The organism is Candidatus Uabimicrobium helgolandensis (genome assembly GCF_041508025.1).
Taxonomy (GTDB): Bacteria; Planctomycetota; Uabimicrobiia; order Uabimicrobiales; family Uabimicrobiaceae; genus Uabimicrobium; species Uabimicrobium helgolandensis.
Map to the genome: position 1 here is coordinate 9,179,365 of NZ_CP165719.1, position 25,443 is coordinate 9,204,807.

Annotated in this window: 20 protein-coding genes; 12 read left to right on the top strand and 8 right to left on the bottom strand. The window is 35.5% G+C overall.

Annotated features, from left to right (window positions below):
- Positions 1–18 precede the first annotated feature (18 nt).
- Positions 19–1,251: a hypothetical protein gene (locus tag UABHE_RS34020; RefSeq protein ID WP_372367945.1), complete on the bottom strand. Its 1,233-nt coding sequence runs from the start codon at positions 1,249–1,251 to the stop codon at positions 19–21.
- 697 nt (positions 1,252–1,948) lie between these two features.
- On the opposite strand from UABHE_RS34020, the gene UABHE_RS34025 reads away from it, so the two are divergent.
- The 9 genes from UABHE_RS34025 to UABHE_RS34065 all read left to right on the top strand — a co-directional run bounded on the left by UABHE_RS34025 (position 1,949) and on the right by UABHE_RS34065 (position 13,123).
- Positions 1,949–2,476: a hypothetical protein gene (locus UABHE_RS34025; protein ID WP_372367947.1), complete on the top strand. Its 528-nt coding sequence runs from the start codon at positions 1,949–1,951 to the stop codon at positions 2,474–2,476.
- 220 nt (positions 2,477–2,696) lie between these two features.
- Entirely contained in the window at positions 2,697–2,870 is a 174-nt protein-coding gene (gene lysW / locus UABHE_RS34030) for a lysine biosynthesis protein LysW (RefSeq protein ID WP_372367948.1), read from the top strand.
- Between the two features lie 2 nt (positions 2,871–2,872).
- Positions 2,873–3,727: a lysine biosynthesis protein LysX gene (gene lysX / locus UABHE_RS34035; RefSeq protein WP_372367949.1), complete on the top strand. Its 855-nt coding sequence runs from the start codon at positions 2,873–2,875 to the stop codon at positions 3,725–3,727.
- Between the two features lie 13 nt (positions 3,728–3,740).
- Positions 3,741–4,769, top strand: coding sequence for an N-acetyl-gamma-glutamyl-phosphate reductase (gene argC / locus UABHE_RS34040; protein WP_372367950.1), 1,029 nt, complete (start codon positions 3,741–3,743; stop codon positions 4,767–4,769).
- Between the two features lie 12 nt (positions 4,770–4,781).
- Positions 4,782–5,588, top strand: a complete 807-nt coding sequence (locus UABHE_RS34045) for a [LysW]-aminoadipate kinase (RefSeq protein ID WP_372367951.1) — start codon at positions 4,782–4,784, stop codon at positions 5,586–5,588.
- A 162-nt stretch (positions 5,589–5,750) separates the two neighbouring features.
- Complete coding sequence (locus UABHE_RS34050; protein WP_372367952.1) at positions 5,751–6,932, top strand: aspartate aminotransferase family protein; 1,182 nt, start codon at positions 5,751–5,753, stop codon at positions 6,930–6,932.
- Positions 6,925–7,995 (top strand): tryptophan--tRNA ligase, encoded by a 1,071-nt coding sequence (trpS, locus tag UABHE_RS34055; RefSeq protein ID WP_372367953.1) that lies wholly within the window; start codon positions 6,925–6,927, stop codon positions 7,993–7,995. The genes UABHE_RS34050 and trpS overlap by 8 nt, the downstream gene beginning before the upstream one ends.
- Positions 7,996–8,015: 20 nt before the next feature.
- The gene (locus UABHE_RS34060; RefSeq protein WP_372367954.1) at positions 8,016–9,080 is read left to right on the top strand and encodes a [LysW]-lysine hydrolase; all 1,065 of its coding nucleotides are present in this window, start codon (positions 8,016–8,018) and stop codon (positions 9,078–9,080) included.
- A 167-nt stretch (positions 9,081–9,247) separates the two neighbouring features.
- Positions 9,248–13,123, top strand: coding sequence for a protein kinase (locus UABHE_RS34065; RefSeq protein ID WP_372367956.1), 3,876 nt, complete (start codon positions 9,248–9,250; stop codon positions 13,121–13,123).
- 99 nt (positions 13,124–13,222) lie between these two features.
- Here UABHE_RS34065 and UABHE_RS34070 read toward each other — a convergent pair whose 3' ends face one another.
- Positions 13,223–13,876, bottom strand: a complete 654-nt coding sequence (locus tag UABHE_RS34070; protein ID WP_372367957.1) for a hypothetical protein — start codon at positions 13,874–13,876, stop codon at positions 13,223–13,225.
- Positions 13,877–14,076: 200 nt separating this feature from the next.
- Between UABHE_RS34070 and UABHE_RS34075 the strand changes: the two genes are divergently transcribed.
- Complete coding sequence (locus tag UABHE_RS34075; RefSeq protein ID WP_372367958.1) at positions 14,077–14,757, top strand: NTP transferase domain-containing protein; 681 nt, start codon at positions 14,077–14,079, stop codon at positions 14,755–14,757.
- Between the two features lie 186 nt (positions 14,758–14,943).
- Here the strand turns inward: UABHE_RS34075 and UABHE_RS34080 are convergent, their stop codons facing one another.
- The 4 genes from UABHE_RS34080 to UABHE_RS34095 all read right to left on the bottom strand — a co-directional run bounded on the left by UABHE_RS34080 (position 14,944) and on the right by UABHE_RS34095 (position 19,643).
- The gene (locus UABHE_RS34080) at positions 14,944–15,327 is read right to left on the bottom strand and encodes a RidA family protein (RefSeq protein ID WP_372367959.1); all 384 of its coding nucleotides are present in this window, start codon (positions 15,325–15,327) and stop codon (positions 14,944–14,946) included.
- Between the two features lie 62 nt (positions 15,328–15,389).
- Positions 15,390–17,906, bottom strand: a complete 2,517-nt coding sequence (locus UABHE_RS34085; protein WP_372367961.1) for a tetratricopeptide repeat protein — start codon at positions 17,904–17,906, stop codon at positions 15,390–15,392.
- 13 nt (positions 17,907–17,919) lie between these two features.
- Positions 17,920–18,699 carry a ceramidase domain-containing protein gene (locus UABHE_RS34090; protein ID WP_372367962.1) on the bottom strand — a complete coding sequence of 260 codons (780 nt, stop codon included), beginning with the start codon at positions 18,697–18,699 and terminating at the stop codon, positions 17,920–17,922.
- Positions 18,700–18,710: 11 nt separating this feature from the next.
- The gene (locus UABHE_RS34095) at positions 18,711–19,643 is read right to left on the bottom strand and encodes a hypothetical protein (protein WP_372367963.1); all 933 of its coding nucleotides are present in this window, start codon (positions 19,641–19,643) and stop codon (positions 18,711–18,713) included.
- Positions 19,644–19,829: 186 nt separating this feature from the next.
- On the opposite strand from UABHE_RS34095, the gene UABHE_RS34100 reads away from it, so the two are divergent.
- Both UABHE_RS34100 and UABHE_RS34105 read left to right on the top strand, forming a co-directional pair.
- On the top strand, positions 19,830–21,437 hold the full coding sequence (locus UABHE_RS34100) for a leucine-rich repeat domain-containing protein (protein WP_372367964.1): 1,608 nt from the start codon (positions 19,830–19,832) through the stop codon (positions 21,435–21,437).
- Complete coding sequence (locus tag UABHE_RS34105) at positions 21,434–22,204, top strand: leucine-rich repeat domain-containing protein (RefSeq protein WP_372367965.1); 771 nt, start codon at positions 21,434–21,436, stop codon at positions 22,202–22,204. Before UABHE_RS34100 ends, UABHE_RS34105 begins: the two co-directional genes overlap by 4 nt.
- A gap of 105 nt (positions 22,205–22,309) precedes the next feature.
- Here the strand turns inward: UABHE_RS34105 and UABHE_RS34110 are convergent, their stop codons facing one another.
- Positions 22,310–24,322 (bottom strand): M3 family metallopeptidase, encoded by a 2,013-nt coding sequence (locus UABHE_RS34110; protein ID WP_372367966.1) that lies wholly within the window; start codon positions 24,320–24,322, stop codon positions 22,310–22,312.
- Entirely contained in the window at positions 24,319–25,440 is a 1,122-nt protein-coding gene (locus tag UABHE_RS34115) for an aromatic ring-hydroxylating dioxygenase subunit alpha (protein WP_372367967.1), read from the bottom strand. The genes UABHE_RS34110 and UABHE_RS34115 overlap by 4 nt, the downstream gene beginning before the upstream one ends.
- Between the last annotated feature and the right edge of the window lie 3 nt (positions 25,441–25,443).

Below are 25,443 nucleotides of genomic sequence, written 5' to 3' on the forward strand. Positions count from 1 at the left end.
AAAAATTAACAAATAAATTTATCTTCCACCACCCACACCAGCACTTACTCTTTGACTTGCGCTTGGAGTTATAGCACCATACAAGCCTATTGATAAAGTGACGTTCCATTCATCTTCGAAATCATTACTCTGGTGCCAAGTATGGGTATAGCTTAAGGTCATAAGTTCAAGGAATGTAATTTGCACACCGCTTTGAAGAGCGGCTCCGTGAACATCTGTTCCAAAAAACTCTCCATATCCATATTCAATACCATTAATCATTTCGAGTGCTAGTCCTGATTGTTCACCAATACTCTCGTAACCGAATGGGATGTTAACTAAGCGCGAAGTAAGAAATGTTCCAATATAAGTTACATCTAGCGTTTGATCTTCTGGATCTATGTTTCCTAAGTTTCCAAAAACAACAGACTCGGCCCCGTTAATCAAATCTTCTACTCTTCCAAGATCATCGGGAATTCCTCCAATATTTACATCAACATTGGCTGCTGATTTCTGTCTTTCGCTATTTAAGTTAATATTCGCGTAGAAATATAAGCTAAAAAGGCTAAAATAGTTACGTTCAAAAAGTTTGCGAATTTCTAAAGACATGTAAAGGCTATGGTCTCTTTGATTGAAGTGGTGTTGTGATTCGTTAAGTGTTAGAATCGCTCCCTGAGTTGCATCATCTACCACGTTAATATTACCAATATCCGAACGAAGATTTGACAAAAGGTACCCTATTTCAAAAACAACTTGTAAGCCTGCTTCGGGAAAACTTCCCAGAACCGAAAGACTAAAAGCTTGGTAGTTTAAGTCGACATCAATGTCTCGTGTTGTTATGTCTGCAAGGTTTCCTCCAATATCTTCGTTGTCAGCAACATTTGTGGGCTCATAGAATTTTTGCAATGTTCCAAAGTAGGAGACGCCTATGGCAAAAGAATAGGTTCCGTAGTCGAGAAGAAATGGTCGGAATGAGGCGTAACCTGAAATAGCCCTTGAGTCTCCATCATCTTCATTTCTAGTAATGAAACCAGCAATAACCAAGTTTCCTGCTGAGCTGGGGTCTATCCAGCCCCCTTGTCTCGCAATTGAATATTCGTAGCCGTAGTGAGCTCTTTCCCATGCAAATTTGAATACAGATTCGTCATTCTCATAAGTTTGTTGAAATATCGCATTATCTGTATCTTCGGGAGCATAGTATTCTATATCTTGGCAGAAAATACTAGTGCTGGTAAAAAGCCCAAATAAAAGCGCAAACAATAACCTCATCATTACTCCCTTTACACTTTGTAATATATTTATAAATAGTTTCTGTTTTAACTGAGTATATTTTTATGATTGCTGATATTTTCGCAAAACTTATTGATACTCAATACTAAATAGCTAATCAAAAATGCTTGCATATTCCTAATTTAGAGATTATGTAAGCACTTTTACTGCGCCATTTAGAATCGATTTTACTTTAATGCATGTACATATTCAATAAAATAATAAGTGTTTGTAACCTATTTAGTTTTCCGTAGTTTTATGTCTAACAAAAGCAACTATTGATATCCTTATATGCAAAAAATGTGCCTGAAAGATACATTTTGTATTTGTAAGCAATGAGATCAGTTATTCCTTCTTCATTTTGTTAAGCTAGACAAGTTTAAAATATTTTTTTCCGTTTTAATTTGGTTTTTACTTATTGAAAAAGATGTTACAAAATGTAATAGGTGGTTTAATAGAAAGAAGCGAATTTCTAAAAGTAATCGTCCTACTCGGTAGGGCAATTTTGTTTTTTATTCAACTACACTTTTAAATCTTGTATAATAATTTTAAATAGTAGCATACGTAAAGAATTAATATTGTTCGTTTAAAAACAATGTGTTTTGTCGGATATTTGTGAGGTGTAGCTACAAAATGTGACCACACTTCACGAAATATGAATAATCGCATATCGTTTTTTTACACAAACAGGAGAGAGTACATGAAAATAATAATGATTCTAAGCATTTTTTGCTTAATATTTGTGGGTTGCGCTACAGAAGAGGTTTATCATGAACCAGATGTCTATCCACAACCCGGACCATATCCAACAGATCCAGAGCCATACCCAACAAATCCAGAGCCATATCCAACAGACCCAGAACCTCAACCATATCCTGGCGATGAAATTCCTACAGAACAGTCTGGAAAAGAATATTTTGATGAGAATAAAGGTAATGGAGATTACAACGATAGTTACAACAATGATAGCAGTTATGACAAAGATAACAGTTATGACAATGATAACTATGATAACTCGTCGGAAGATCAATCTGCTGATGAGTGGTTAGATGATAGTGGACAAGTGGAAGAAGAAATAACTGGTAAAGACGCTTTTGACGATAATAGTGAAGATTTATCTTCCCCACAAAAAGATGATTCCCCTAGTGATCCTATCGATGATTTTATGGACGATGGTTATGTAGAAGAAGAGACTAGCGGTGACGATTTTTTCGATTCTGATTACTAAGTAGATTGATCCAAACTTGAGCGCAAAAATTGCGCTCTACACTTCATATTTCCTTCCAATTATTATTCTTCTAATCTTGTACCTAAGTCCTTTGCTTCTATTTACTTTCAAAGAGAAATAATGATTATATTTGCCATTATTTTTATATTGCAAAAACAATTATTTTTGCTACACTACCGACTCAAAAACCAAAATCACCATTTTTGTGAAAGGAAATAAAATGGCAAAAGTTGTTGAGTGCCCAGAATGCGGCGCTGAAATTACATTGGGAGATGACGCAATGGTGGGTGAAATTGTTACTTGCCCTGATTGCGGAGCAGAGTTGGAAGTTATTAGCCTTGATCCTCCTCAAGTTGAGTTAGCACCACAAGAAGAGGAAGACTGGGGAGAGTAATTATGCGCGTTGGTTTCTTATATGCGCGAATTCGCGTAGAAGAAAAATTATTACTAAAAGAACTTGAAAATAGTGGCGTTGAGTATGATCTTATTGATGTTCGTAAAATAAAGCTCGATCTCCACCAAAAAGAAGAGTGGCAAAAATACAATGTTGTTCTTGAGCGTTGCATTAGTCATTCGCGTGCAGATGCGACACTACGTGTTTTAGATTCGTGGGGTATTCCGTGTGTAAATAATGTTAATGTCGCTGCTATATGCGGTGATAAACTCACCACTTCCCTTGCTCTTATACGCAATAACGTAGCAACACCAGAAGTTAAAATCGCTTTTACACCAGAATCGGCTTTAGAGGCAATTGAAGAAATGGGATATCCTGTTGTATTAAAACCAGCAGTTGGTTCCTGGGGAAGACTTCTTACTAAAGTAAACGATCGCGAAGCTGCAGAAGCTGTTTTGGAACACAAGGCTGTTTTGGGAACATACCACCACTCAATATATTACATTCAGAAATTTATTGACAAACCGGGGCGAGATATTCGTAGTTTTGTCGTCGATGGTAAGACCATTTGCGCTATTGCTCGTAACTCAGAGCACTGGCTGACGAACACCGCGCGCGGCAGTACCGCTGAAAATTTCCCGATGACAGAAGCTGTAGATCAACTTTCTGTTGCTGCTGCACAAGCTGTTGGTGGCGGAGTTGTTGCCGTTGATTTACTCGAAACTCCTGAGGGAGGTGTTATGGTTAACGAAGTGAACTACACCATGGAATTTCGCAATAGCATAGAGCCTACTGGGGTAAATATTCCAGCAAAAGTGATTGAATATGTAATAAATGTAGGTGAAGGAAAAGTCTAAGAAAGGCGAGGAAATGACTAAGAAAGTCAGTATTATCGGGGGATCTGGTTATACCGGAGGAGAGCTTATTCGTTTGCTACTTTTTCATCCTAATGTTGAAATTCAGCAAGTGACATCGCAGCGCTATTTAGGAAAATTTGTGCACAATGCTCACCCAAACTTGCGCGGACAAAGATTGATTAAATTCACAAGCCCTGATCAGATTCAACCTTGTGATATACTATTTCTCGCCTTGCCACATAAAACCGCAGCAAGAGATATTGAACGTTATACAACATTGGCAGAGCATGTTATTGATTTGTCTGCTGATTTTCGTTTACGCGACGCTGCGGTTTATAAAAAATGGTACGGAGAAGATCATGCTGCCCCTACATGGTTGGATCGCTTTGTTTATGGTTTACCAGAGTTACATCGCGAAGAATTGGCAAGTGCCAAGTATATAAGCGGTGTTGGTTGTAATGCTACGGCCGTCAATTTGGCTCTTTATCCTCTTGCAAAAAATCAGCTTATAGATCATGTGGTTGCGGAAGTAAAAGTAGGTTCTTCTGAAGGTGGGAATTCGTATAGTTTAGCAAGCCACCATCCTGAACGAAGTGGTGCTGTACGTTCTTTTGCTCCGACTACTCATCGACACCAGGCCGAAATGCAGCAAGAACTTAATATTTCACAAATCTATTTTTCAGCAACGGCAATAGAAATGGTTCGCGGAGTTATGTGTACTGCGCACTGTTTTTTAAAAGACGATATTGAAGAAAAAGAAGTATGGAAGTTATACCGCAAAGAGTACAAAGGCGAACCTTTTATTCGTTTGGTTAAAGATAATACTGGAATTTATCGTTTTCCAGAACCAAAGATATTGCAAGGAACAAATTATTGTGATATTGGGTTTGCTAAGGAAAAAAATAGCAAACGGCTAGTTGTTATCAGTGCTATTGATAACTTGATGAAAGGTGCTGCAGGGAGCGCAGTACAGTCAATGAATGTAATGATGGGTTGGGAAGAGAAGACAGCCCTAAATTTTCCAGGATTACATCCAATATAGAGAGGATATAAATTGATTGTTGTAAAAGTCGGAGGTAGTGAAGGTATTGATTTAGATGCGCTTTGTGCTGATTTTGCCTCACTTGTTGCCGAAGGTAAAAAAATTATTTTAGTTCATGGTGGTTCACATCAAACAAATGTTATTGCTGAAAAACTGGGATATCCTCCTAAATTTATTACTTCACCCTCTGGATATACAAGTCGTTTAACAGATCGTAAGACGCTTGAAATTTTTGAAATGGTGTATTGTGGTGAGATTAATAAAGGAATTGTGGAACGACTACAGAAGCATGGTGTAAATGCTGTGGGTTTATCGGGTATTGATGGACGAATGTGGGAAGGTCCACGTAAAAAAGCGGTTCGAGCAGTAGAAAATGGTAAAGTTCGCGTGGTGAGAAATAATCTTACTGGTGTTGTTGAAAAAGTGAACACTTCTTTACTTGAAAGCTTGTTAGGTGGTGGTCATTTGCCAGTACTGTGTCCTCCTGCTATTAGTTATGAAGGTGAAGCGATTAATGTTGATGGTGATCGCGCGGCTGGCCAAACAGCGATAGCTCTTAAAGCAGAGGTTCTACTTCTTTTATCCAATGTTCCAGGTTTACTTCGCGAGTTCCCTGATGAATCCTCTCTTATATCAGAAGTTAAATTTAACGAAATTGCCAATGTTGAAAAATATGCGCAAGGTCGTATGCGTATGAAAGTATTAGGTGCAAAAGAAGCACTTGCTGGGGGTGTTGGTAAAGTGATCATGGGAGATGCTCGCGTAGAAAATTCTATTCGTAAAGCGCTCGAAGGCTATGGAACTACTTTTACCAAGTAAGTTAATATTAATTTGATGGTTTGCTAAGAGTCTTGTTCTCTTATTTGCTAGCCATCAGAAGATTTTTATGAGTTTATCGACACGCCCTAGTAAAATTGAATTACAAAATAAAAAGGAGCTAGAAGGGCGAAGCTCCTACCGAGCTTTTTCAGGAAAAAATTCATGAGCGATATTTTTGATCCCATTTCCGTAGAAAGTAAATACACTAGCGGTGTTTATTACAAGAGAGATGTTGCTATTGTTCGCGGTAAAGGTGTAAGAGTCTGGGATAACAAAGGAACGGAATACATAGATTGTGTTGCAGGACAAGGAGTTGTGAATCTTGGCCACTGTCACCCTAAAGTAGTTGCAGCGATTAATGAACAAAGTCAAAAATTATTGACGTGTACTGAGATTTTTTATAATGATACTCGCGCAAAATTACTTGATAAATTAGTTTCTGTTCTTCCACAAAATCTCAATAAAGTATATCTTTGTAATTCTGGAGCTGAATCGGTAGAGGCTGCAATTAAGTTTGCAAGACTTTCTACAGGAAAAAAAGAAATTATCGCGGCAATGCGCGGTTTTCATGGTCGAACTATGGGAGCGCTTTCTGCTACTTGGGAGAAAAGATATCGCCAGCCGTTTTTTCCTCTAATACCAGGAGTAAAGCACGTCCCGTATAATAAACCGCAGAAAATCATCGATATTATTAGTGAAGATACAGCAGCTATTCTTGTCGAAGTGGTGCAGGGAGAAGGTGGAGTGAGACCTGGGGATGCCGAATACTTAGCGCATTTACGAAAATTATGCGATGAAAAAGGATGCCTTCTCATTTTTGATGAAGTTCAAACTGGTTTTGGACGCACGGGAAAATGGTTTGCATGTCAACATTATGAATTGGAACCTGATATTCTTACAATGGGTAAGGCTATTGCTGGAGGCGTTCCAATGGGAGCGGTGGCTGTGAGCGAGTGCGTTCATAACCTCAAACCAGGAACACATGGTTCAACATTTGGTGGTAATCCGCTTGCATGTGCAGCATCTCTAGCAGCAATAGAAGCTTATGCTGATGAAAAACTCATTGAGCGTTCTTGCGAATTAGGGAAATATGTTCGCGAAAAAATTGGGTGTATTGATAATTCTGTTATTCGCGAAATACGCGGTTTAGGCTTGATGATTGGTATTGAATTAAAAACAAAAGTAACCCCTTATTTACGCGCTCTCATGGCGAATGGCGTGTTAGCATTGCCTGCTGGTCCTACAGTATTAAGATTATTACCTCCCCTTGTAATCACTAAGGATGAGTTGGATCAAGTAGTCTCGATAATTGAAAAAGTTCTTAACGAGGGAAAAAATGGCTGATAGAAGAAAAAGATTGCTTACGGGAGATCGTCCAACAGGAAAATTACATCTAGGGCATTACGTTGGAACGATAGCTAATCGCGTAAAATTACAACATCAATATGAATGTTATTTTATTATTGCAGATTTACATATGCTCACCACCAAAAACACACCAGAAGATATTAATGCTTCTTGTGCGAATGCTTGTCAGGTTGTTCTCGACGCGATCGCTGCAGGAATTGACCCCTATAAAGCGACATTTTATTTGCAATCTGCGATTCCTGAAGTGTGTGAAATGAATACTTTATTCCAAAATTTAGTAACAGTACCACGTTTAGAGCGTATACCGTCTTTGAAAGAAATGGCAACGAGTGCAGGGCGCTCTGAGATGCCTTATGGACTTCTTGGGTATCCTGTTCTTCAAGCGGCAGATGTTTTGTGTGTGAAGTCAGAATGTGTTCCTGTTGGGAAAGATAATCTTGCTCACTTGGAACTTACACGCGAAATTGCACGAAAGTTTAATAGTTTGTACGGAGAGGTGTTTCCTATTCCTGAATCTATAGAGGGTGATGTTGGAACACTTGTTGGTACAGATGGCAAGGCCAAGATGAGTAAAAGTTTGAATAACGGTATATTCCTGAGCGATGACGCGCAAACGGTTGCTAAAAAAGTTAAGGGAATGTTTACTGATGAAAAACGTATTCATGCAGATGTTCCTGGCACAGTAGAAGGAAATCCTGTTTTTGTTTATCACGATGCTTTTAATCCCAACAAGGCAGAGATTGCTGATTTAAAAGAGCGTTATCAAAAAGGGACGGTTGGCGACGTGGAAGTAAAAGAAAAACTTACCACTGCTTTAAATAACTTTCTCGATCCGATGCGTGAAAGACGTGCTAAATTTGAAAGTGAAAAGGGACTCCTTGAAGAATTTATTGTTGAAGGATCTGCAAAAGTACGCGAAGAGGTGAAACAAACTGTATTTGAGATGCGTAAGGCTATGGGACTTGCAAGTGTGTGGAATCGTATGCGTCGCAAGGTTGAGAACCGCAATAAAAATAAAGAAAAGCAAGAAGCAGAATAAGACAAGGAAAAAAGAAAATCATGGATGCTGTGCAATTATTGACGCGTATAGTCGAAATAAAAAGCGTGTCAGAAAATGAAAGTGAAGTTGCGAAGTACTTAGTTGACTACATGAATGAACATGGTATAGAAGCACATGTCGATGATGCAGGCAATGCAGTAGGCATTAAAAGTGGTAAAGTTACTAACGAAAAGCAAGTCGAAGATCTTGTTCTACTTGGGCATATGGATACAGTACCTGGAGACATACCTGTTCGTAAGGAAGGTGATTTACTTTATGGTCGTGGTAGTGTTGATGCAAAAGGTCCTTTGGCCACATTTGTCTCTGCGACAATTCAAGCGCAAATACCAGAAAATACGAGGGTTGTGGTTATTGGAGCTGTAGAAGAAGAAATATCAACCTCCAAGGGTGCGCACTATGCAAAAAATCAATATGCGCCAAAAGCATGTGTCATAGGAGAACCAAGTAACTGGGACGCGATTACTCTTGGTTATAAAGGGCAATTTTTGGTTAAATATATTTTGCGCCAAGAAGTGGGACATACTGCAGGAATAAATAGTGCTGTAGGTGAAAAAGCGGTTATTTGGTGGCAAAAAATACAAGACCATTGCAATGAGTATAATCAAAATCGTACAAAATTATTTGACCAGTTATTACCTACGCTAAGACATATTCAAACAAGTAGTGATGGTTTAACCGAGGTCGCAGAAGCAATTGTTGGTATTCGTTTGCCTTTGAATATCGATATTTCTGAATTGAAAAAAGTAGTGAAAAGTCTAGATGAAGGTGCCAACATTGATTGCTACTCACATGAGGAAGCTTACAAAAGCGACAAAAATAATGGCTTAGTTCGTTCGTTTCTGAAGTCTATTCGAAAACAAAACGCCCGACCACGTTTTAAAACAAAAACTGGTACATCTGATATGAATTCTGTAGGGCCAAAGTGGCAATGTCCGATTGTCGCTTATGGACCAGGAGATAGTGCTCTTGATCATACACCTAACGAACATATTTCTGTTAGCGAATACTTACGCGCTGTCGAAGTTTTAAAGAATGTTATAGAAGATAATGGTACTACTAAATAATTAGGACATGTCGATATTTATCTTTATCGTAATCTTGCCATTCTTTGTTCTCAGTTAAATCGTAACCGTATAATTATGGTTACGATTTTTTCATCGCTTTACTCAAAATATCTTGTGTTATATACCAAGTTACTTACAGCAAAACATCCATAAACCGAAATGGTGATATGATGAATGACAAATATATTGGTCATTATAAGTTGATTCGTAAAATAGGCCAAGGAGGTATGGCACAAGTTTACCTCGCTCATGATACTTTAGTTAATCGTTATGTTGCTATTAAAGCTCAAAAATCTGAACATAAACGATTTATACGAGAAGCACAGTATTTATCTGCTCTTAATCATCCAAATATCTTAAAAATATATGATTTTTTTACTATAAATAATATGCCATTTATGGTTATGGAATATTGTGAAGGGCTTGATCTTGGAGTCTATTTGAAAAAAAATGAACTTACCCTCACTGAAAAACTACTTATTTTTAAAAAAATAACGCTTGCTGTTGATTATGCACATAAAAATAAAATTATTCACCGCGATTTGAAGCCTGCAAACATTATGATTGCTCAAGATCAAACTCCGTATTTAATGGATTTTGGTATTGCCAAACAATTAGATAATGTACAAAAAAGTTTAACTGGATCCGATAATAAAATTGTGGGGACCTTGCTTTATATGTCTCCAGAGCAAGTGAGAGCAAAGAAAAAAGAAATTGATTACTTAACGGATGTTTATTCTTTGGGTGCTGTGTTGTATGAAATGATCACAGGTGTGATGTATGTATCTGGTGTTTTACAAATCAATATTTTATGTAAAATACTAAATGAAAAGCCTATTCCTCCTCAAAAAATAAACAAAGATATTCCTTCTTCTCTTGACTATATTTGTCTTAAAGCTTTACAAAAAGATAAAAAACATCGCTATCAAAGTGCAAAGGCTTTTCATGATGATATAGATGCACTTTTAAATAATAAAAGCGCTAAGGCAAGTAAACTTGACAATTTTTGGGGGTATCATTCTCAAAAAATAATTTTCTTCTTAGTGTCTACAATTCTTTTGATTGCAATGTGTTTTTTTGTTTTTTCTTCGCGAGGAGTGCAGCAACAAAGAAACTTTACTATTGTTTCAACCGTAGAGGACTGGATTGATCAAGGATTTTATGATAAAGCATACGAAGAGTTGGAGATTGTAAAAAAAGAAGGTTTGATAACGTCTTCTAAATACAATGAATATGAATTAATTCTTAGTGCAAAGACACAAAGCACAAAAAATTTTGATAATTTAATCACCAAAATTCAAAAACCTTTTTCATCAGCGGTGTGGTTAGCTCTAGGAGAGTATCATTTTTCTGAAAAGAACAATATCAAAGCAATCGAATATTTTTCTAAAGTATTGATATCTGAACCTACTTTCGAAAAAAAATATGCAAGATACTATCTTGGAAGATTGTACTATAGATCCCAAGAATATCATTTAGCATTGGAACAATTTTTAGCTGCTCAATCAATAATTAGTAATCGTACTTTTTATGATTATGGAATGTTACACTTTTTTATAGGTAAAGTGTATTTTTATTTGGCAAAATATACAGAGGCATTGCAGAGTTTACAAATAGCTCAAAAAAATCTACAACAGTTTGCGCCAGTTTATCATTACTTAGGAAAAAGTTACTTTTTTTTAGGTAATTATCAACAAGCCAAGAAATATTTAGACAAAAGTATTGTTCTCGAAACCGAAAATAGCACCTACTATGTTTGGCTGGGAAAAGTACTTGTGAAACAACAAAAATATAGTAAAGCAAGTCGCATTTTTCAACAGGCACGTACAATTAATCCTCTAGATATCGAAGCATTACAAGAATTTATTGAAATTGCAACTCAGGATATCAATCTTATAGATATGCGTTATTTACAACTCATTTCAGAATTGCAGAAATGGGTTTATCGGCCTGAAAATATTCTCAATATACCCCTTGCCCAAATTCGCGACAAATACCTTCATCATTATACTAAATATCTAAAATTTAAAAAAAATCAAACCAATCAAAATTCGATTAATAACCTTGTAAAAAAGCTCAGTTCTCAAGACGAAAAGATTTTTTATTCTGCTCGTTCTGGTTTGCTTGTTCTACGCTATAGTGAAAATATAATTGATGTTTTAAAAAAACATGGTCAGTTGCAAATGGCTAGTGATATTTTGAATATTCGCCAAAAAGAAGAGTTATATGCTCTTTACTATATGATGGCCCATGCTTCTTTACATCCGCGTTCGCGTATAACAAAATCGTTGAGTATTGAGAAAGTGGAAGATGTTCTTGTCGATAAAGAAGAAAATCTATGGCATCGCTATATTGCGGCTAAATCTCTAATACTTTTATATCAATTTGAAAAAATCGAATGGTTTAGACAACACTCCAAAGATAAAACTCTGCAGGTTATATGTGCACGGGTATTACAAGATTTTAATATGATTACTACTGAAAAAATAAAACAAATACCAGTAAGTGGTTTTTCTAATCCAATTTTAAGAAAAATTTGCGCTGGCTTTCGCTCTTTCTATAGTTGTGACGAAGATCAACTTGTTCATTTCTTACAAGGAGATGCTATTTCTGCAGTGCTTATCGCTCAAAGCCTTATAGGGAAAGATAATAAACTGGCAGCTAAAATTTTAGTAAAGTATACAAATTCTAAGTATTCTCAACAAATTCGCTGTATAGCATATTCTTTTCTTGCGAAAACTATGACTCGTGATAGTAAACAGAAGCAGCAATATCAAAAATCATGGCAGAATGTCTTTACAAATTTTTCGCAAGAATCGGCAGCCTTACAAATTACTATTTTGCAAAGATCACAGCGAATGCGAATCAAGATACCGCGGAAAACTATCCAGGATATTTTATACGAAGATACACATTCTTATACAAAGATAGCTGTTATAAATTACCTAGATTCATCACAGCTTTACTATGACATAATTGAAAAATATTATTTTGAAGAAGATAAAGACCCCATTGTACGTCTATATGCTTTTACCAAATTGTTCAGAAGAAAACTGTCGAAAAGCTTTAAAATAATGAGCTCTGTACCTCTTATTGAAAGTAACAGTAAATTTTTGCGTAGTTATGGATATTCTATTTATGCTGGCTCAGGTAAAGAAGTCTTAGAGTGGTTAAATAAAGAAGAGAATCCTAACTTACAGGCTATTATCTTAAAGAATGTAGGTATGGTGCCTTTTCCCATTGTAAGACGCAAGTATAAATCAAAAATACAGAGGAAAGAAATTGCGCAAAAATACTTTAATGCTAAGAATAATAATTTGCGTACATATGCTTATGGAGCATACTCGTATTTAGCCAATGAAGCAGTTGTAGATTCGCTTGTTTTAAAAATGAAAGAGAACAAAGACTTTTATATACGAAAAGGAATTTCTCTTGCGATAAATCGTCGCATGATGTCTAAATTGATGACTTCTAAAGCTATAGACTTTCTAACTTTAGTTAATAGCTCTCGTATTGAAAATGAAGTACCTTATTATGAAAAATTTAGAAGGCGTGTACAAGAGCATCATTGGGCACAGCGTTATAAAAAAATATTCGCACAAATGCATGCATTGGAATTTATGGATGCAAATGATTATTTTAGAGAAGGTATTCTTGTCAAGTCGAAAGGGCATTATCAGAAAGCGAGTGGATTATTTGAAAAGGCTATACAGTTGGAAGAGAAAATACTCTTTTATCTCGAATTGCTAGATACCGATTGGAAGCATACTAACACCGTTTCACGATCCATAGCACAAAAGTTATTGGCTTTGACAAGAGAAAAAATTTTACATCCTAAATACTATCAATTGTTGTTAAAAATGCCATACAGTCAAGCAGTTGAAGATATTTTGAAACAGAATATTTTATCTCTTTCTACATATCCAGGTGAAAATCGAATTGTTTATAACTTAGCTTGGAAGAATTTGATTGTTTATAATAAAAATAATGCTCGTAAACAGCAATACCGTATGTATCAATCTATGTTGCGCAATCGAAAATAAGTGACTGCCAGAAGTATTACTCGCCATGCTTTCATTTTCTGTGCTCGATCGAGTAATTACTTTTGTCAGATCACTTACTTTTAGGCACTTACTTACAATTTACTTTGCAAAAGTAAAAGTATTTTTGATTGTGAAGTTAAAGTTTTTTAAACCTAGCTCTTTTTTGGAAAAGCTAATTTCTATTGTATGTGGAACCATTTCACAAAAGTCAGGAGTTGTTCGATACAAAGCCACCTGTGCTGAATCCCCTTTGTGTGTTACATCACATTCAAAATGTTCTTTTTTGGTGCATCCACCACTTCGTACAAGAAAAATAACATTGTCGCCTTTTATTTTCACACCATGAATTAGTTCTTGAACGCGTTTTTTGGGAGGAATTACTTTTCCACCTGAAAGTTTTTTTTCCACTTTGCGAGTGCGACCAATAATTGTAACGCTTTTTGTTGTGTCTGAAAAAGTATAGTCGAGAGAAACTGTGTAAGGTTTCAATACTTGAATCATCATACCACCGCTTTTGGGAGCATCTGCTAATACAATCATTTCCCAGCTTTCTGGTGCCATCATATAAGTGTGTGGAACTAAACGAATATTTGTATAGCCAGGGTTGGGGGCATTGCCACTTACAGTAATTTTATATTTATGTCCTTCAATGTGTTTTACTGTCACATTATCAACAAAAACGGGTTCTTCTTCGGCAATTATGAAAGCAGAAAAAATTGCCAATAGCATGATAAAAATAATAGAGTGTTTCATTTTTCTCTCCTGTGTAACTAGGTAACCTGTAGGGTTACTAAACTAAAAATTGATGTACTTGTAACAATTTCTCGTATATGATGATTATGATAACCTCAATACAATTTTATATAAAATCTTTAGGCATTTTGACACACCCTACTTATATTGTGGAATAAATATAACAAAAAGAAACAAAAAAATTATAGGAAAAGGGAAATATGAAAGCAATTCTTCTCGCTGCAGGTATGGGGACTCGATTGCGTCCGCTTACTTTAACCACACCAAAATCTTTAATTGTAGTGAATGGCCAGCCACTTTTAGAAAGACAAATTGACTATTTACGTGTTATTGGTGTTAAAGATATTTTTGTTGTTACTGGGTATCTTTCTCAAGAATTTGATTATCTTAAAGACCAAGGTATTACCCTTATTCATAACCCTTTTTACGACAAATACAATAATATTTATACTATGTATTTAGTAAAAGATTTATTAGGTGATAGTTATGTTATTGATGCAGATGCTTATTTGCATCGCAACTTTCTAATAAACCGTCCACAAACATCTTTGTATTTTTCTGGTTGCAAAGAAAATGTAAAAGAGGAATGGAGGCTCCACTTTGATGATAATAATAAAGTACTTGATATTACTGTCGAAAGTGGAACGCACTATATCATGTCGGGCATTTCATATTGGACGCGACAGGATGCAGACATTATTGTTAAAGAATTAAATAAAACAATAGAAGCAGGATCTTTTACTGACTTATACTGGGATGATATTGTTAAGAACAATTTGAAAAAGCTCAATGTTTACATATGTAAAATAAATAACAATGATTGGTTCGAAATTGATTCGTTAGACGAACTACACAGTGTACAAAATTTTATTACTAAGTGACTTGACAAAAGTAGTTACCCGTTGAATGCAGGGCTTTATTTTTATAGCGCGGCGCGACGAAGGCGCGCAGCCGTAGCTGCGTAACAGAGGAGCAACAAAGCTAGAAAATTAAAGAACAAAATGCCAATGGGTAAATACTTTTGGCAGGTCACTTAGGAATACATAACCACTGCGCCCAATATATCGTTATTCAACAATAGCTTCTGCTTCAATTTCAATGAGCATTTCTGGGTCAATTAAAGCCTTAACTTCTACCATTGTTGTTACAGGAGGGTTATCTTTAAATACAGCAAAATGCGCGCGACTGAACTCTTCCCAACGAGAGATGTCTGTCACAAACATTCTTGTTCTTACTATACAGTGAACATCAGCACCAAATTCTTGCAAGGATTCTCTGATAATTTCAAAGCATCTTTTTGTTTGTTCATAACCGTCGTTTGCAGCATAAACTTTTCCATCTTTAATTGAGGATGTTCCTGAGACATATATGTTATTTCCCACTTTGATTGCACGGCAGTAGGCTACTTTTTCTTCCCAAGGACTTCCTGAAAACACTCGTTTTAAGTGCATACAATCTCCTATTTAAATTATCTTGTTATTTGTTTTGAGTGACTTGAAAAAAGTTTTGCAATTTATTTGATTTTGTCAATGAATACTTGGAGCTCTTTTTGTAACTTAGGATCTAAAACAATTGCTTTTTGCCAATCGCGAAGAGCTTTGTCATTGTGTTGCAATTTTCTATAGCAATGACCTCGTTTCTGGTATATAAGAGCTATATTAGGTGCCAATTGAGCGCTTCTATCGAAACTTTCAATAGATTTTTTGATGTTTCCTGAATGAAAATAGCAAAGCCCCAGCTGATAGTAGGCCGCAGAATGGCTGGGGTTCATGGTAATTACCGTTATAAAATCTTGTACTGATCTGTCATAAAGTTTTGATTTCATGTAACTAATGCCGCGATTAAAATAAGCGGCTAGGAAACCTGGATTGATACGTATTGCCGTAGAATAGTTTGCAATTGCTTGAGAATACTTTTCTAGCTTTTCTAAGTTTACTCCTTTATTGCAATATGCTATCGCGTGTTGTGGATATATTTTTAGTAATTTATCACAATATGCTATTGCTTTTTCGTATTGGCCTATGGCATTGTAGCTCACTCCACATTCTTGGTAAGCTAACAAAAATTTAGGATCTACTACAATAGCCTTTTTATAGTAGTCTATCGCTAAACCCTGTTCTCCTTGTCTACGTAATGTGTTTGCTAGATTATAGTAAGCAAACTGCATATTTGGATCTATTTCTATAGCCTTTTGATAAAAAGCGATTGCTTGTTGATCGTTTTGGCTTTTTTCTAAACAAAGTGCAATTGTGTGGTATGCGATAGCCATAGGCTTGATTTCGATAGCTTTTTCGCTATCAGTGATAGCTTTTTTGTAGTTTTGTAAAGAGTAGTAGCTTGTGCCGCGATTACAATAAGCTTCTGCGTATCTAGGTTTTAAAGATATAGCTGTGTTATAATTATCTATGGCTTTTTTATGCATACCTAATGTTGTATATACTGTAGCTATTTGGCTGTAGAATAAAGCATTTTGGGGTTGAAGTTCAATCAATTTTTTGTAATCGGCAATAGCTTGTTGGTGCTTCCCAAGTTGACTAAAATAACTAGCACGCATTTCGTAGCCATTAGTAGATTTAGGTTTATTTATGATTAGTTGTTTGAAATCGACTTCAGCAAGATTGTATTTCTTTAAAAGAAAATAAATATGAGCGCGTTGTGAAAGTGCTAAATGATCTTTACTATTTATTTGTAAAGCAATTGTGTAATAGCTTATTGCTTTGGAGTAATCTTTGCGATCAGCATAAATACTAGCCAGATTTGTATATGCTTTAGAATTCCTTGGATCAAGAGAGATGCATTTTTTGTAACAATCAATTGCTTTATCAAGTTTTTGCATCATTTTGTAATTGACACCGCAGTCATGGTATGCTCGGGTGTTTTTGCTGTCAATTCGTAAAATTTTTTGATGATATTGCAAGGCTTTTTGGGGTTTTTGTAGTTGCTCATAGTTATAGGCTAAAGATCGAAATGCTTCTATATTTAGTGGGTTTATTTGCAAAATACGTTTGCAGTATTCTATTGATTTCTCATAATTCTTGATGCCGAGATAGTGTAGGCTTTGTTGCATGTATTTTGTAATATTTTGGTCTTGGCGTTTTTGATTTTGTAATATGTAAAAAAACAATAAAGAGATACTAAGTAGTACAAAAGAGACAACGATTATTTTATTTGCAATAAGCCACTTTTTGGGTTTTTGTAGTTGAATGGCCCACCTTCCCTTGCCAATATTTTCAAGTTGCTCTAGCAATATTTGCACTGATCCTGTTCGTAGAGAACTATTTTTTTCCATTGCTTGGTATGTAATTATATTGAGATGATCTAGAGGCTGTCGGGTATTGCGGATACATGGGGTTTCCATTTCGACAATGTTGTATAGCGTTGTCATCATCGATTCGTCGTAGAATGGCGAGTCTTCTTCCCAAGAGAATAACTGATATAAAATGATTCCGAGACTAAATACATCAGAATTGTCGGTTAACCTACCTTGGATTTGTTCTGGACTCATGTAGGCAGGAGTTCCAAGGGTTTCATTTGTTTGGGTGAGTGTTGTTAATTCTTTGTTTACTTTTTTGGCTATACCTAAATCTAACAGTTTAGGTTCATAACTTTCTCCAACAAGAATAATATTTTCTGGTTTTAGATCGCGGTGGATAACTTTGTGCTTGTTAATAATTGCAACAGCACTGCATATTTTTTTGGCTATATTGAGTTGTTTGCGAAAAGTAATGCCATGTGGTTTTTGCGAAATAAACTCCTGAAGAGTTATTCCAGGAACATACTCCATTACTATGTAATAATTGTTAGCCTCTTCAAAAAAATCTAAGCCTTGTATTAGATTGGGATGTTTAATTGTTTTTAAAAAATAGTATTCGCGTTTAATGCGTCTAATTTCTTTTGCATTTAAATTATCTCCATAACATTTTTTTATAGCGACTGGCGTACTTTTCTTTGTATCTCTAGCAAGATAAACAACGCCCATTCCGCCACTGCCAATTTCTTTTTCTATTGTATAACGGTTATTCAGCAGCATAAAAATCTCCGCTCTAAACTTCACTGCGATAATGTAAGTATAAAGTACCTGCTGACAAAGCAGTTAATACATGCCATAAGGCGTGCCCTTGCCAAAAACTATGTGGCGCGCATATTATTTTTTTTACATCTAGTATCCACACAATAAATGCAATAATGAGTAACCCTACAGCTAGAAAAAGCAAACGGTTATTTGCGTTTTTTTTCTTATAAAGAAAATACTCTGGAACAAGAGCGACAATTACTAAGAGAGCGAAGATATAACGGCGCGCTTGTGGGAGAATCAACAAAATATAGAGCAGCACTATATTTATAAAAGCGTAGCACAGTAAAAAAACCCATGCTTTGTAAGGACGAAGTCGTTCTATATTATATAGTAGTATAAAAGTAGTGAGTAAGTACATTCCCATCAAATCGAATACTTGCCCAACAAATGTCATTGATGCATGATAAAAAGAACTACTTAATCCAAGAAATATAAGAAGACCGCCATAGGTAAGCGGATAAATACGCTTATTACACATTCCGTTAGTAAAAGGACGCCTTAAAAAATCTTGTTTTCCAAGATGCAGAACTAATAAGCCGATAAAAATAAAAGCTAAATTAGACCATGTGTTTACTGGTTGAACTATTGTTCCACTATGTAAAGCTTCACAAAAACACTTATTTGGAAAACAAGTAGCTCGACGCCAGTGATCCCAAGAGTATTCTATTGAACTAAGTATTATCATGGTTGTAGTAATACTTAGGAATATAAATATTGTAGTTGTGTAATCTTTTATTTTTATTGGCACAGGGTTCTCCATTATTGATATTTAGGCTTTGCGTCGACAAGCATATTTTTTTCCTCAAGAAACTTGTCGTAGAGAGGTTGCATTGTTTCTATGTAGGTGCGTAAACGAAGAGCAATTTGTAATGCCGCAGCTGTACCAAAGCGTTGTTCATCTAAAACAATATTTTCGTGAAGGAATTCATACTCGCGTCCCATTGATTTTTGTATATTATTCGCTTCATAATAAATAGAAGTATCATATCCCAACAAACCTCGGATTTGCCCGTCGTAACTTTTTAACCATTGCCTTAGTTCATCGCGCCTTTCATCTTTATTTGCGATATAACCAAGCCATGAACATAAACTCACAGGGTTTTCTTCGCCAGATACTGTAATTCCGTGGCTTGCAAGGTATTTATCTTTGTAAAAATAAAAATTATAAATTATTTTTGATTCGACAACACCAATATTCTTACCAAACATTCGATACTTGAAAGGCAAAACAATGCGCAAGCAGCGTTCCACTTCATTAGAGAATTTTTTTATTTTTTCGGTATATTTATCAGAGAGTTTCTTTTTAAGAAAATTCATTTCAGCAGTTAACCCTTCGCGAAGTTTTTCCATATCTCCGCGATACAAACATGTACGTTGCTGTTTTAGATCAAAAGATAACATCTCTGGTTCTTCTACAAGAAGAATCGTTTCTTTTTCTATTCCTTGTGCGTATCCTACTTCGTAAGCTACGTTAGGGTTACATATATGCTTTTGTGAATCTCCTGTTAAGATGGCAATTACAAAATGGCTATTTTTAATTTCTTGTTGGATTGCTAGATCAATATGACGTTCGTAAGATAAGTTTGTGTCCACTCTATATGTTTCTACTTGAAGTTCTTTACACACTTTTTGTATAGTTTGCCAGTGAGAGTTAAATTGTTCGGCAAAAGGCATCGCTATGAATGCACGCATAATAATTTTCCTTTATAATATAGTTTCGAATCTTTATTTTTTATCAAAAGCATGCGATAATTACAAGCTCTATCAATTGTAAAGATAATGATAGTTCGTTCGTTAAACATTCTAGCCTGAGGTTTTTACAGGAAAGCTCTAACTTGAAAAATATATTTTTCAACCTCTATTAGCATGGAGATGATTGTGCACAAACAAAAAATAAAAACCAAAATTTTGAAATCCATAGAGAGCAACAAGTTATATTTTGGTTGTACATTTTATTTAGAAGAGCAAACTTGGTACCGTGTACAAAATTCGACCTTCGATAATTGTAGCTTTCGAAGTAATATAAAATTTGATGATTTGAAAGACAGTCGTTTTATTAATTGCGGTTTCTCTGGAGAATTTGCACTTGATTTGTCAAAAAATGAATCTAATTTTCCTAGCTATGTTCTTGACTTAGTTTCTCTTACAAAACTGATTATTTCAGGTAAAAATTTGAAAGAATTGCCGTTAGAGATTTGTGAACTTACTTTTTTAACCATGCTTGATTTAGGATATAACAAGCTGCAATCGTTGCCTCGTGAATTTAAAAAACTGGACCAATTACGATGGCTCAATCTTTCTAATAATCTTTTTAAAGTAATTCCTTCTGAAATATACTCTTTATCTTCTTTAAGATCTCTAAGTTTAGCAAACAATAAAATAACTCAGCTTTCTGATAGAGTTGCGCAATTAAAAAAACTAGAAAAATTGTATATAGCAAGCAATGAGTTAGAAAGTATTCCACGAGCATTAGGAGAAATCAACTCACTAGAAGAACTTCACTTGTCTCGCAATAGACTTTCAAAAATACCGGCGGAGATAGGAGAATTAGTTAATTTAGATTGTTTATATCTGTCACATAATAAATTAACTTCATTGCCAAAAGAATTGGGTAAACTTAAATCTTTGCGATGGTTGTATTTATCGCAAAATTGCTTGTCTGAGATTCCTGGCGAATTTAGTGAACTACATTCCTTACGTTGGTTATATGTAAATAGAAATTCACTACAGGGGCTATCTTTTAATTTAGAAAAACTCGTTTCGTTGACAAAGCTATATATATCACATAATCAAATAACCTCATTGCCCGAAGGAATAAAAAATTTAACATCTTTGCGGGAATTTTACGCAGGGCAAAATGAATTGAATGAAATTCCAAAGCAAATTGGTTATCTTGAAAAGCTAAGAGAGTTCAATATAAATGATAACAATATAGATTCTTTGCCGGATGAGATATGTAAACTAAGAAATCTTCGAAAAGTAGACATGGACAATAATAAAATATCTAAACTACCGCGTGGTTTTTCTAGTTTGAAAAAGCTTACAAAGCTTGCTCTCATTGGAAATGAATTATCTGAAATTCCCAAACAGGTTTTTTTTCTGAAATCTTTAGTGAACCTACATTTGCAAAATAACAAGATTATTTCAATTCCACAAGAAATAGGCCAACTTACGCGGTTAAAAGTTTTCGAAATTTCGCGCAATCGTATAACAAAACTCCCATTTACGATAGAGCAACTTACATCGCTTGTGACCATTGATTTGAATAGTAATTTTTTACAAGATATCCCTAAAGAAATTGGAAAACTAAAATCACTCAGTAGTTTGAACCTTTATGATAATGAACTTAATCAGCTTCCTGAGCAAATTAAGGAATTATCTTCTTTATCAACGCTAATTGTCGGCGAAAATGATCTAGAGCCTTTTCAAATACAGCAACTAGAAAAACTTCTTCCACAATGCTTAGTTTGTTTGGAGGAATTATGATGCTTAATATTAGAGGTAAATCTCTGCGGCATATAGAAAGTAACTCCGAATACTACGGATGTACATTTTATTTAGATGAGAAAAGGTTTTATAGTATTGATAACTCTTACTTTGATAACTGTAGTTTTCGCAGTAATATTAAATTTCGCGGTTTAGAGGATTGTAAATTTGTAAGTTGTGGGTTTTCTGATAAGTTTTCTTTAGAAGTGATTCGGCCTTTAGAAAGAATACCTGAATATATGTTGAATCTAACATCTCTCACTGAATTATCACTTTTAGGTCAACAACTTTTGAGTGTTCCAAAAGAAATACGCCGACTAACGTCTTTAAAAAAACTAATACTTCGCGAAAATCAATTACCTGAATTACCAACCACGATAGGTGAGCTACAATCTTTGATGTGGTTAGATATTTCTGGAAATTATTTGCAATATTTGCCCATTGAAATAGGCAAATTGAGGTCTTTGGTTTCTTTCGATATCTCAGATAATTTCTTACGAGAACTACCACCTTCAATAGGACATTTGATAGCACTAGAAGCTTTGAATTTAACGAATAATAGGTTGACAAATCTATCAGGGGAGATAGGACGTTTACAATCGATAAAAGAACTGCACTTGCGAGGTAATGAACTGACGCATCTACCTATAGATGAAATTACCCAGTTAACGACTCTTAAACGTTTAAGTTTGTCGAGTAATCCGATTCAAAGTAGGGAGTTAGAATGGTTACGCGAACATTTACCTAATTGCGATAGTTGGTTTTGAGTCAAAGCCTTTATTTTTAATATCAATAAATACAAAGACTAAGAGGACGAAGCTCCTGCCGAGCAGGAGCTTCACCTCCCTAATTCTAAATGCAACAGCTTTTCTCTACTTTAAACCAAGTTTTTGCAAAAATGCAGCGTTGTTTGATTTTCTCTCTAAAAACTGCTCGATCAATTTTTGCGGATCTTGTAAATTACCTTTTTCGAGTATTATACTACGGTATCTCATTCCTGTTACTGAATCAAGAATACCATTTTCTGCAAATTTGGTGAACATATCTTGTGCGTAAACTTCAGACCATAGATAACCGTAATAACCTGCGTCATAGCCACCCATTAAGTGTCCAAAGCCAGCTAACCACTTAGTTCCTTTTGGGGAGTCTAGACCAACTATGCCTTTGAAAAGCTTATGGTATAGAGCATTGACGTCTACATCTTTTCCCGATGTATGTAAATGGAAATCAATAGTTGCATAGAATACTTGACGCGTATAATTGATACCTGAGTTATAATGCTTAATTTTGAGCAATTTTTGCTTTAAATCCTCTGGCAATTTTTTACTTTCGTCTTCATAGTGCCCAGAGATAATAGCAAGCATTTTATTGTCCCATACCCAATTCTCTAACATTTGTGAAGGAGCTTCTACGAAATCGCGGCTTACTGATGTTCCAGAAAGAGAAGCGTATCCTACCTTCGTTAGTGTTTGATGCATAATATGACCAAATTCATGGAAAAATGTCTCTACATTTCCGTGCGAAAGTAGGGATGGTTTTCCTTCTGTTGGAGGTTCTAAATTCGCGACAATAGCAGAAATAGGCTTTGCGTATTTACCGTCTACCATACGCCCAGAACGAAGAGTAAATGCTGCAGCATGGCCGTATTTTCCTTCACGTGGATATAAGTCAGCGTAGAAATAAGAAACTATTTCTTTTGATTTAGCATCAACAACCTTGAACAATTTGACGCTTTCGTGCCAAACATCCGCATCTTTTACTTCTTCAAAGTTTACTCCTAGTAGTTTGGAGTAAATATGAAAAGTTCCTTCAATAACGCGGTGCGCTGGAAAATATTGACGTACAAGTTCGTCGTCTATTTTATATTTTTCGCGTTTAAGTTTTGTGGAGCAGTAGCCGACATCCCACAAATCTAATTTTTCTGCTTTAGGGTCGTATTGTTTCTTTACAGCAAATAAATTCATTAAATCCTGATCGTTTACTTTTGCCAATTTTCCTTGTAACCCTTGCAAGAAAGTGCGAACATTTTCGCTATTTTTTGCCATGCGTCCATCAGTACGATAGTCTGCCCAGTTTTTATAGCCAAGTAAACCGGCAATTTGGTGACGTAGAGCAACTGCTTTTTGAAGCAAAATAGTATTTTTTTCTCCTGCGCGGTTGTAGTATAAGTACAACATGCGTTTACGTACTTCAGGGTTTTCAGCGTAGCGAACAATTGGAGCATAGTCAGGGTATTTTGCTGTAACTATGTACTTGCCATCTTCGTCTTTCTTTAAACGAGATTGAAATGATTCTGGAGTTCCTTTTAGTTCTGCTAATGTAAGTTTGAGTACTGACTTATCTTCGACAAGATTTTTTGAAAAATCACTTTCTAAAGATGAAAGTTCTTTTTGCCAAGACTGAAGTTGGTTGCGGTCTTTTTCTGGAAGTGTAAGACCACTTTTACGATACTCTGTTTTCATTGTTTCTAATAAACGTGCATCTTCGGCGCTAAGGTTTGCAATTTCTTCTGAGTTATGTTCTATATACTCATTAAAAGCATCATATAGATCTTTACGTAAAGATGTTTCAACTCCAAATGCTGATAGCTTTTGCTCACACTGCGAAGATTCCTCGCGTAATTCTTTGTTTGTCGAAACATAAGCGACAAACTGCGCAGGCGTGGATTCAACGTCTAAATCGACGAGTATTGTTTCCATTGCAACAACAGTGTTCGTAAATGTTCTTTTATCTTTGTGAATAGCCACAACGTTATCTAACTTCTTTTTAGCATTGATGATAAGTTGATCGCATTGCTTGGTCATTTCCCCTGGTTTAAAGTTGTAGGGAATAAGAGTCTCAGCAATGAGGACGCTAGATAAGATAAGCAAGATACAAAATCTCATAGTGTATTCTCCTGTAATAAAATGTTCGCAAAATCTTTGTATAGAAGTTGATGAAAATGAAGAGCTGTTTTTTCAAATAAAGGAGCATATCTTCCTTGGTCGTAGGCATTCGATTCTATACCTGCCTGAACAGCATTACAAATATCCATGTCTTCTTGTTGCACAACATCGCTTGCAATAATGCTCTTTTTAATAAATTCTTCACCAATATCTTTTGCGAAAAAATAATCAAATATTACTTTTGTTTTATTATGCCCTATTGGAATTGTCCAATTGATGTCCATAATAGGGCCATAACGATTTATCATAAAATTTGGATATAGCCAGGCATAAATAGCTCCCCCTGAAACGCGCTCACTAAAATCTCCGCGCTGCGGTTTTGAGTCATTGCGGGCAGAACAAAGCTGTAAAGAGTAGCGGTCGTACATTTCTACAGAGTAATTTTTTAAATCTAGTTGAGAAGCTAAACCTTTATGTAGATATGGAACATGATATCCACCGTCAAGGTAGTTATCAACAAATACCTTCCAATTACAATTAATGGTATATTCTATGCGTTTTGCAAAATGTAAATTTTCATAAGCTGTCTCTTTAAGTTGAGATTCTAAAGCAGAATGCTCTGTTAAAAAATCCCACGGATTTTCTCCGAAAAAAACAAATATAAAAGGTCCAAAAACAACGGTTGGAATTGGAACTAAACCATAATCTTTTTTGGAAAAATTTTTAATCCCATCGAGGCGTGGTGCGTGACTAAGTTTGCCTTGTAGATCATATGTCCAACTATGATAAGGGCATACGAATTTTTGTGCTTTACCTTCACCTTTTGCTACACAAGCGGCATGGTGGCGACAGACGTTATAAAAAGCATTTATATTATTTTGCTCGTCGCGTACAACAACGTAAGGTTGTGAAATAAAGTGTCCACAGAAATAACTGCCTCTTTCGGGTAATTGATCGATTCTTCCAACGTATAACCAGTGATTCATGAAGACACTTTTTTCTTCTAATTTAAAAAATTGTTGGTCATTGTACCAAGAAGAAGGAGGTGTAAATCCTGATTCGATGGTTTGCAAAGAATCGAAAATACCTAATTGTTGTCGTAGATATGCATAGTCCATTTT

Excerpts from the sequence above, each read along its gene's own strand:
- UABHE_RS34050 (WP_372367952.1), top strand. The coding sequence starts at position 5,751 with ATGAGCGATATTTTTGATCCCATTTCCGTAGAAAGTAAATACACTAGC.
- lysX (WP_372367949.1), top strand. The coding sequence starts at position 2,873 with ATGCGCGTTGGTTTCTTATATGCGCGAATTCGCGTAGAAGAAAAATTA.
- UABHE_RS34060 (WP_372367954.1), top strand. The coding sequence starts at position 8,016 with ATGGATGCTGTGCAATTATTGACGCGTATAGTCGAAATAAAAAGCGTG.
- lysW (WP_372367948.1), top strand. The coding sequence starts at position 2,697 with ATGGCAAAAGTTGTTGAGTGCCCAGAATGCGGCGCTGAAATTACATTG.
- UABHE_RS34070 (WP_372367957.1), bottom strand. The coding sequence starts at position 13,876 with ATGAAACACTCTATTATTTTTATCATGCTATTGGCAATTTTTTCTGCT.
- UABHE_RS34020 (WP_372367945.1), bottom strand. The coding sequence starts at position 1,251 with ATGATGAGGTTATTGTTTGCGCTTTTATTTGGGCTTTTTACCAGCACT.
- UABHE_RS34075 (WP_372367958.1), top strand. The coding sequence starts at position 14,077 with ATGAAAGCAATTCTTCTCGCTGCAGGTATGGGGACTCGATTGCGTCCG.
- UABHE_RS34115 (WP_372367967.1), bottom strand. The coding sequence starts at position 25,440 with ATGGACTATGCATATCTACGACAACAATTAGGTATTTTCGATTCTTTG.
- UABHE_RS34105 (WP_372367965.1), top strand. The coding sequence starts at position 21,434 with ATGATGCTTAATATTAGAGGTAAATCTCTGCGGCATATAGAAAGTAAC.
- UABHE_RS34085 (WP_372367961.1), bottom strand. The coding sequence starts at position 17,906 with ATGCTGCTGAATAACCGTTATACAATAGAAAAAGAAATTGGCAGTGGC.
- UABHE_RS34080 (WP_372367959.1), bottom strand. The coding sequence starts at position 15,327 with ATGCACTTAAAACGAGTGTTTTCAGGAAGTCCTTGGGAAGAAAAAGTA.
- UABHE_RS34095 (WP_372367963.1), bottom strand. The coding sequence starts at position 19,643 with ATGCGTGCATTCATAGCGATGCCTTTTGCCGAACAATTTAACTCTCAC.
- argC (WP_372367950.1), top strand. The coding sequence starts at position 3,741 with ATGACTAAGAAAGTCAGTATTATCGGGGGATCTGGTTATACCGGAGGA.
- UABHE_RS34110 (WP_372367966.1), bottom strand. The coding sequence starts at position 24,322 with ATGAGATTTTGTATCTTGCTTATCTTATCTAGCGTCCTCATTGCTGAG.
- UABHE_RS34025 (WP_372367947.1), top strand. The coding sequence starts at position 1,949 with ATGAAAATAATAATGATTCTAAGCATTTTTTGCTTAATATTTGTGGGT.
- trpS (WP_372367953.1), top strand. The coding sequence starts at position 6,925 with ATGGCTGATAGAAGAAAAAGATTGCTTACGGGAGATCGTCCAACAGGA.
- UABHE_RS34065 (WP_372367956.1), top strand. The coding sequence starts at position 9,248 with ATGATGAATGACAAATATATTGGTCATTATAAGTTGATTCGTAAAATA.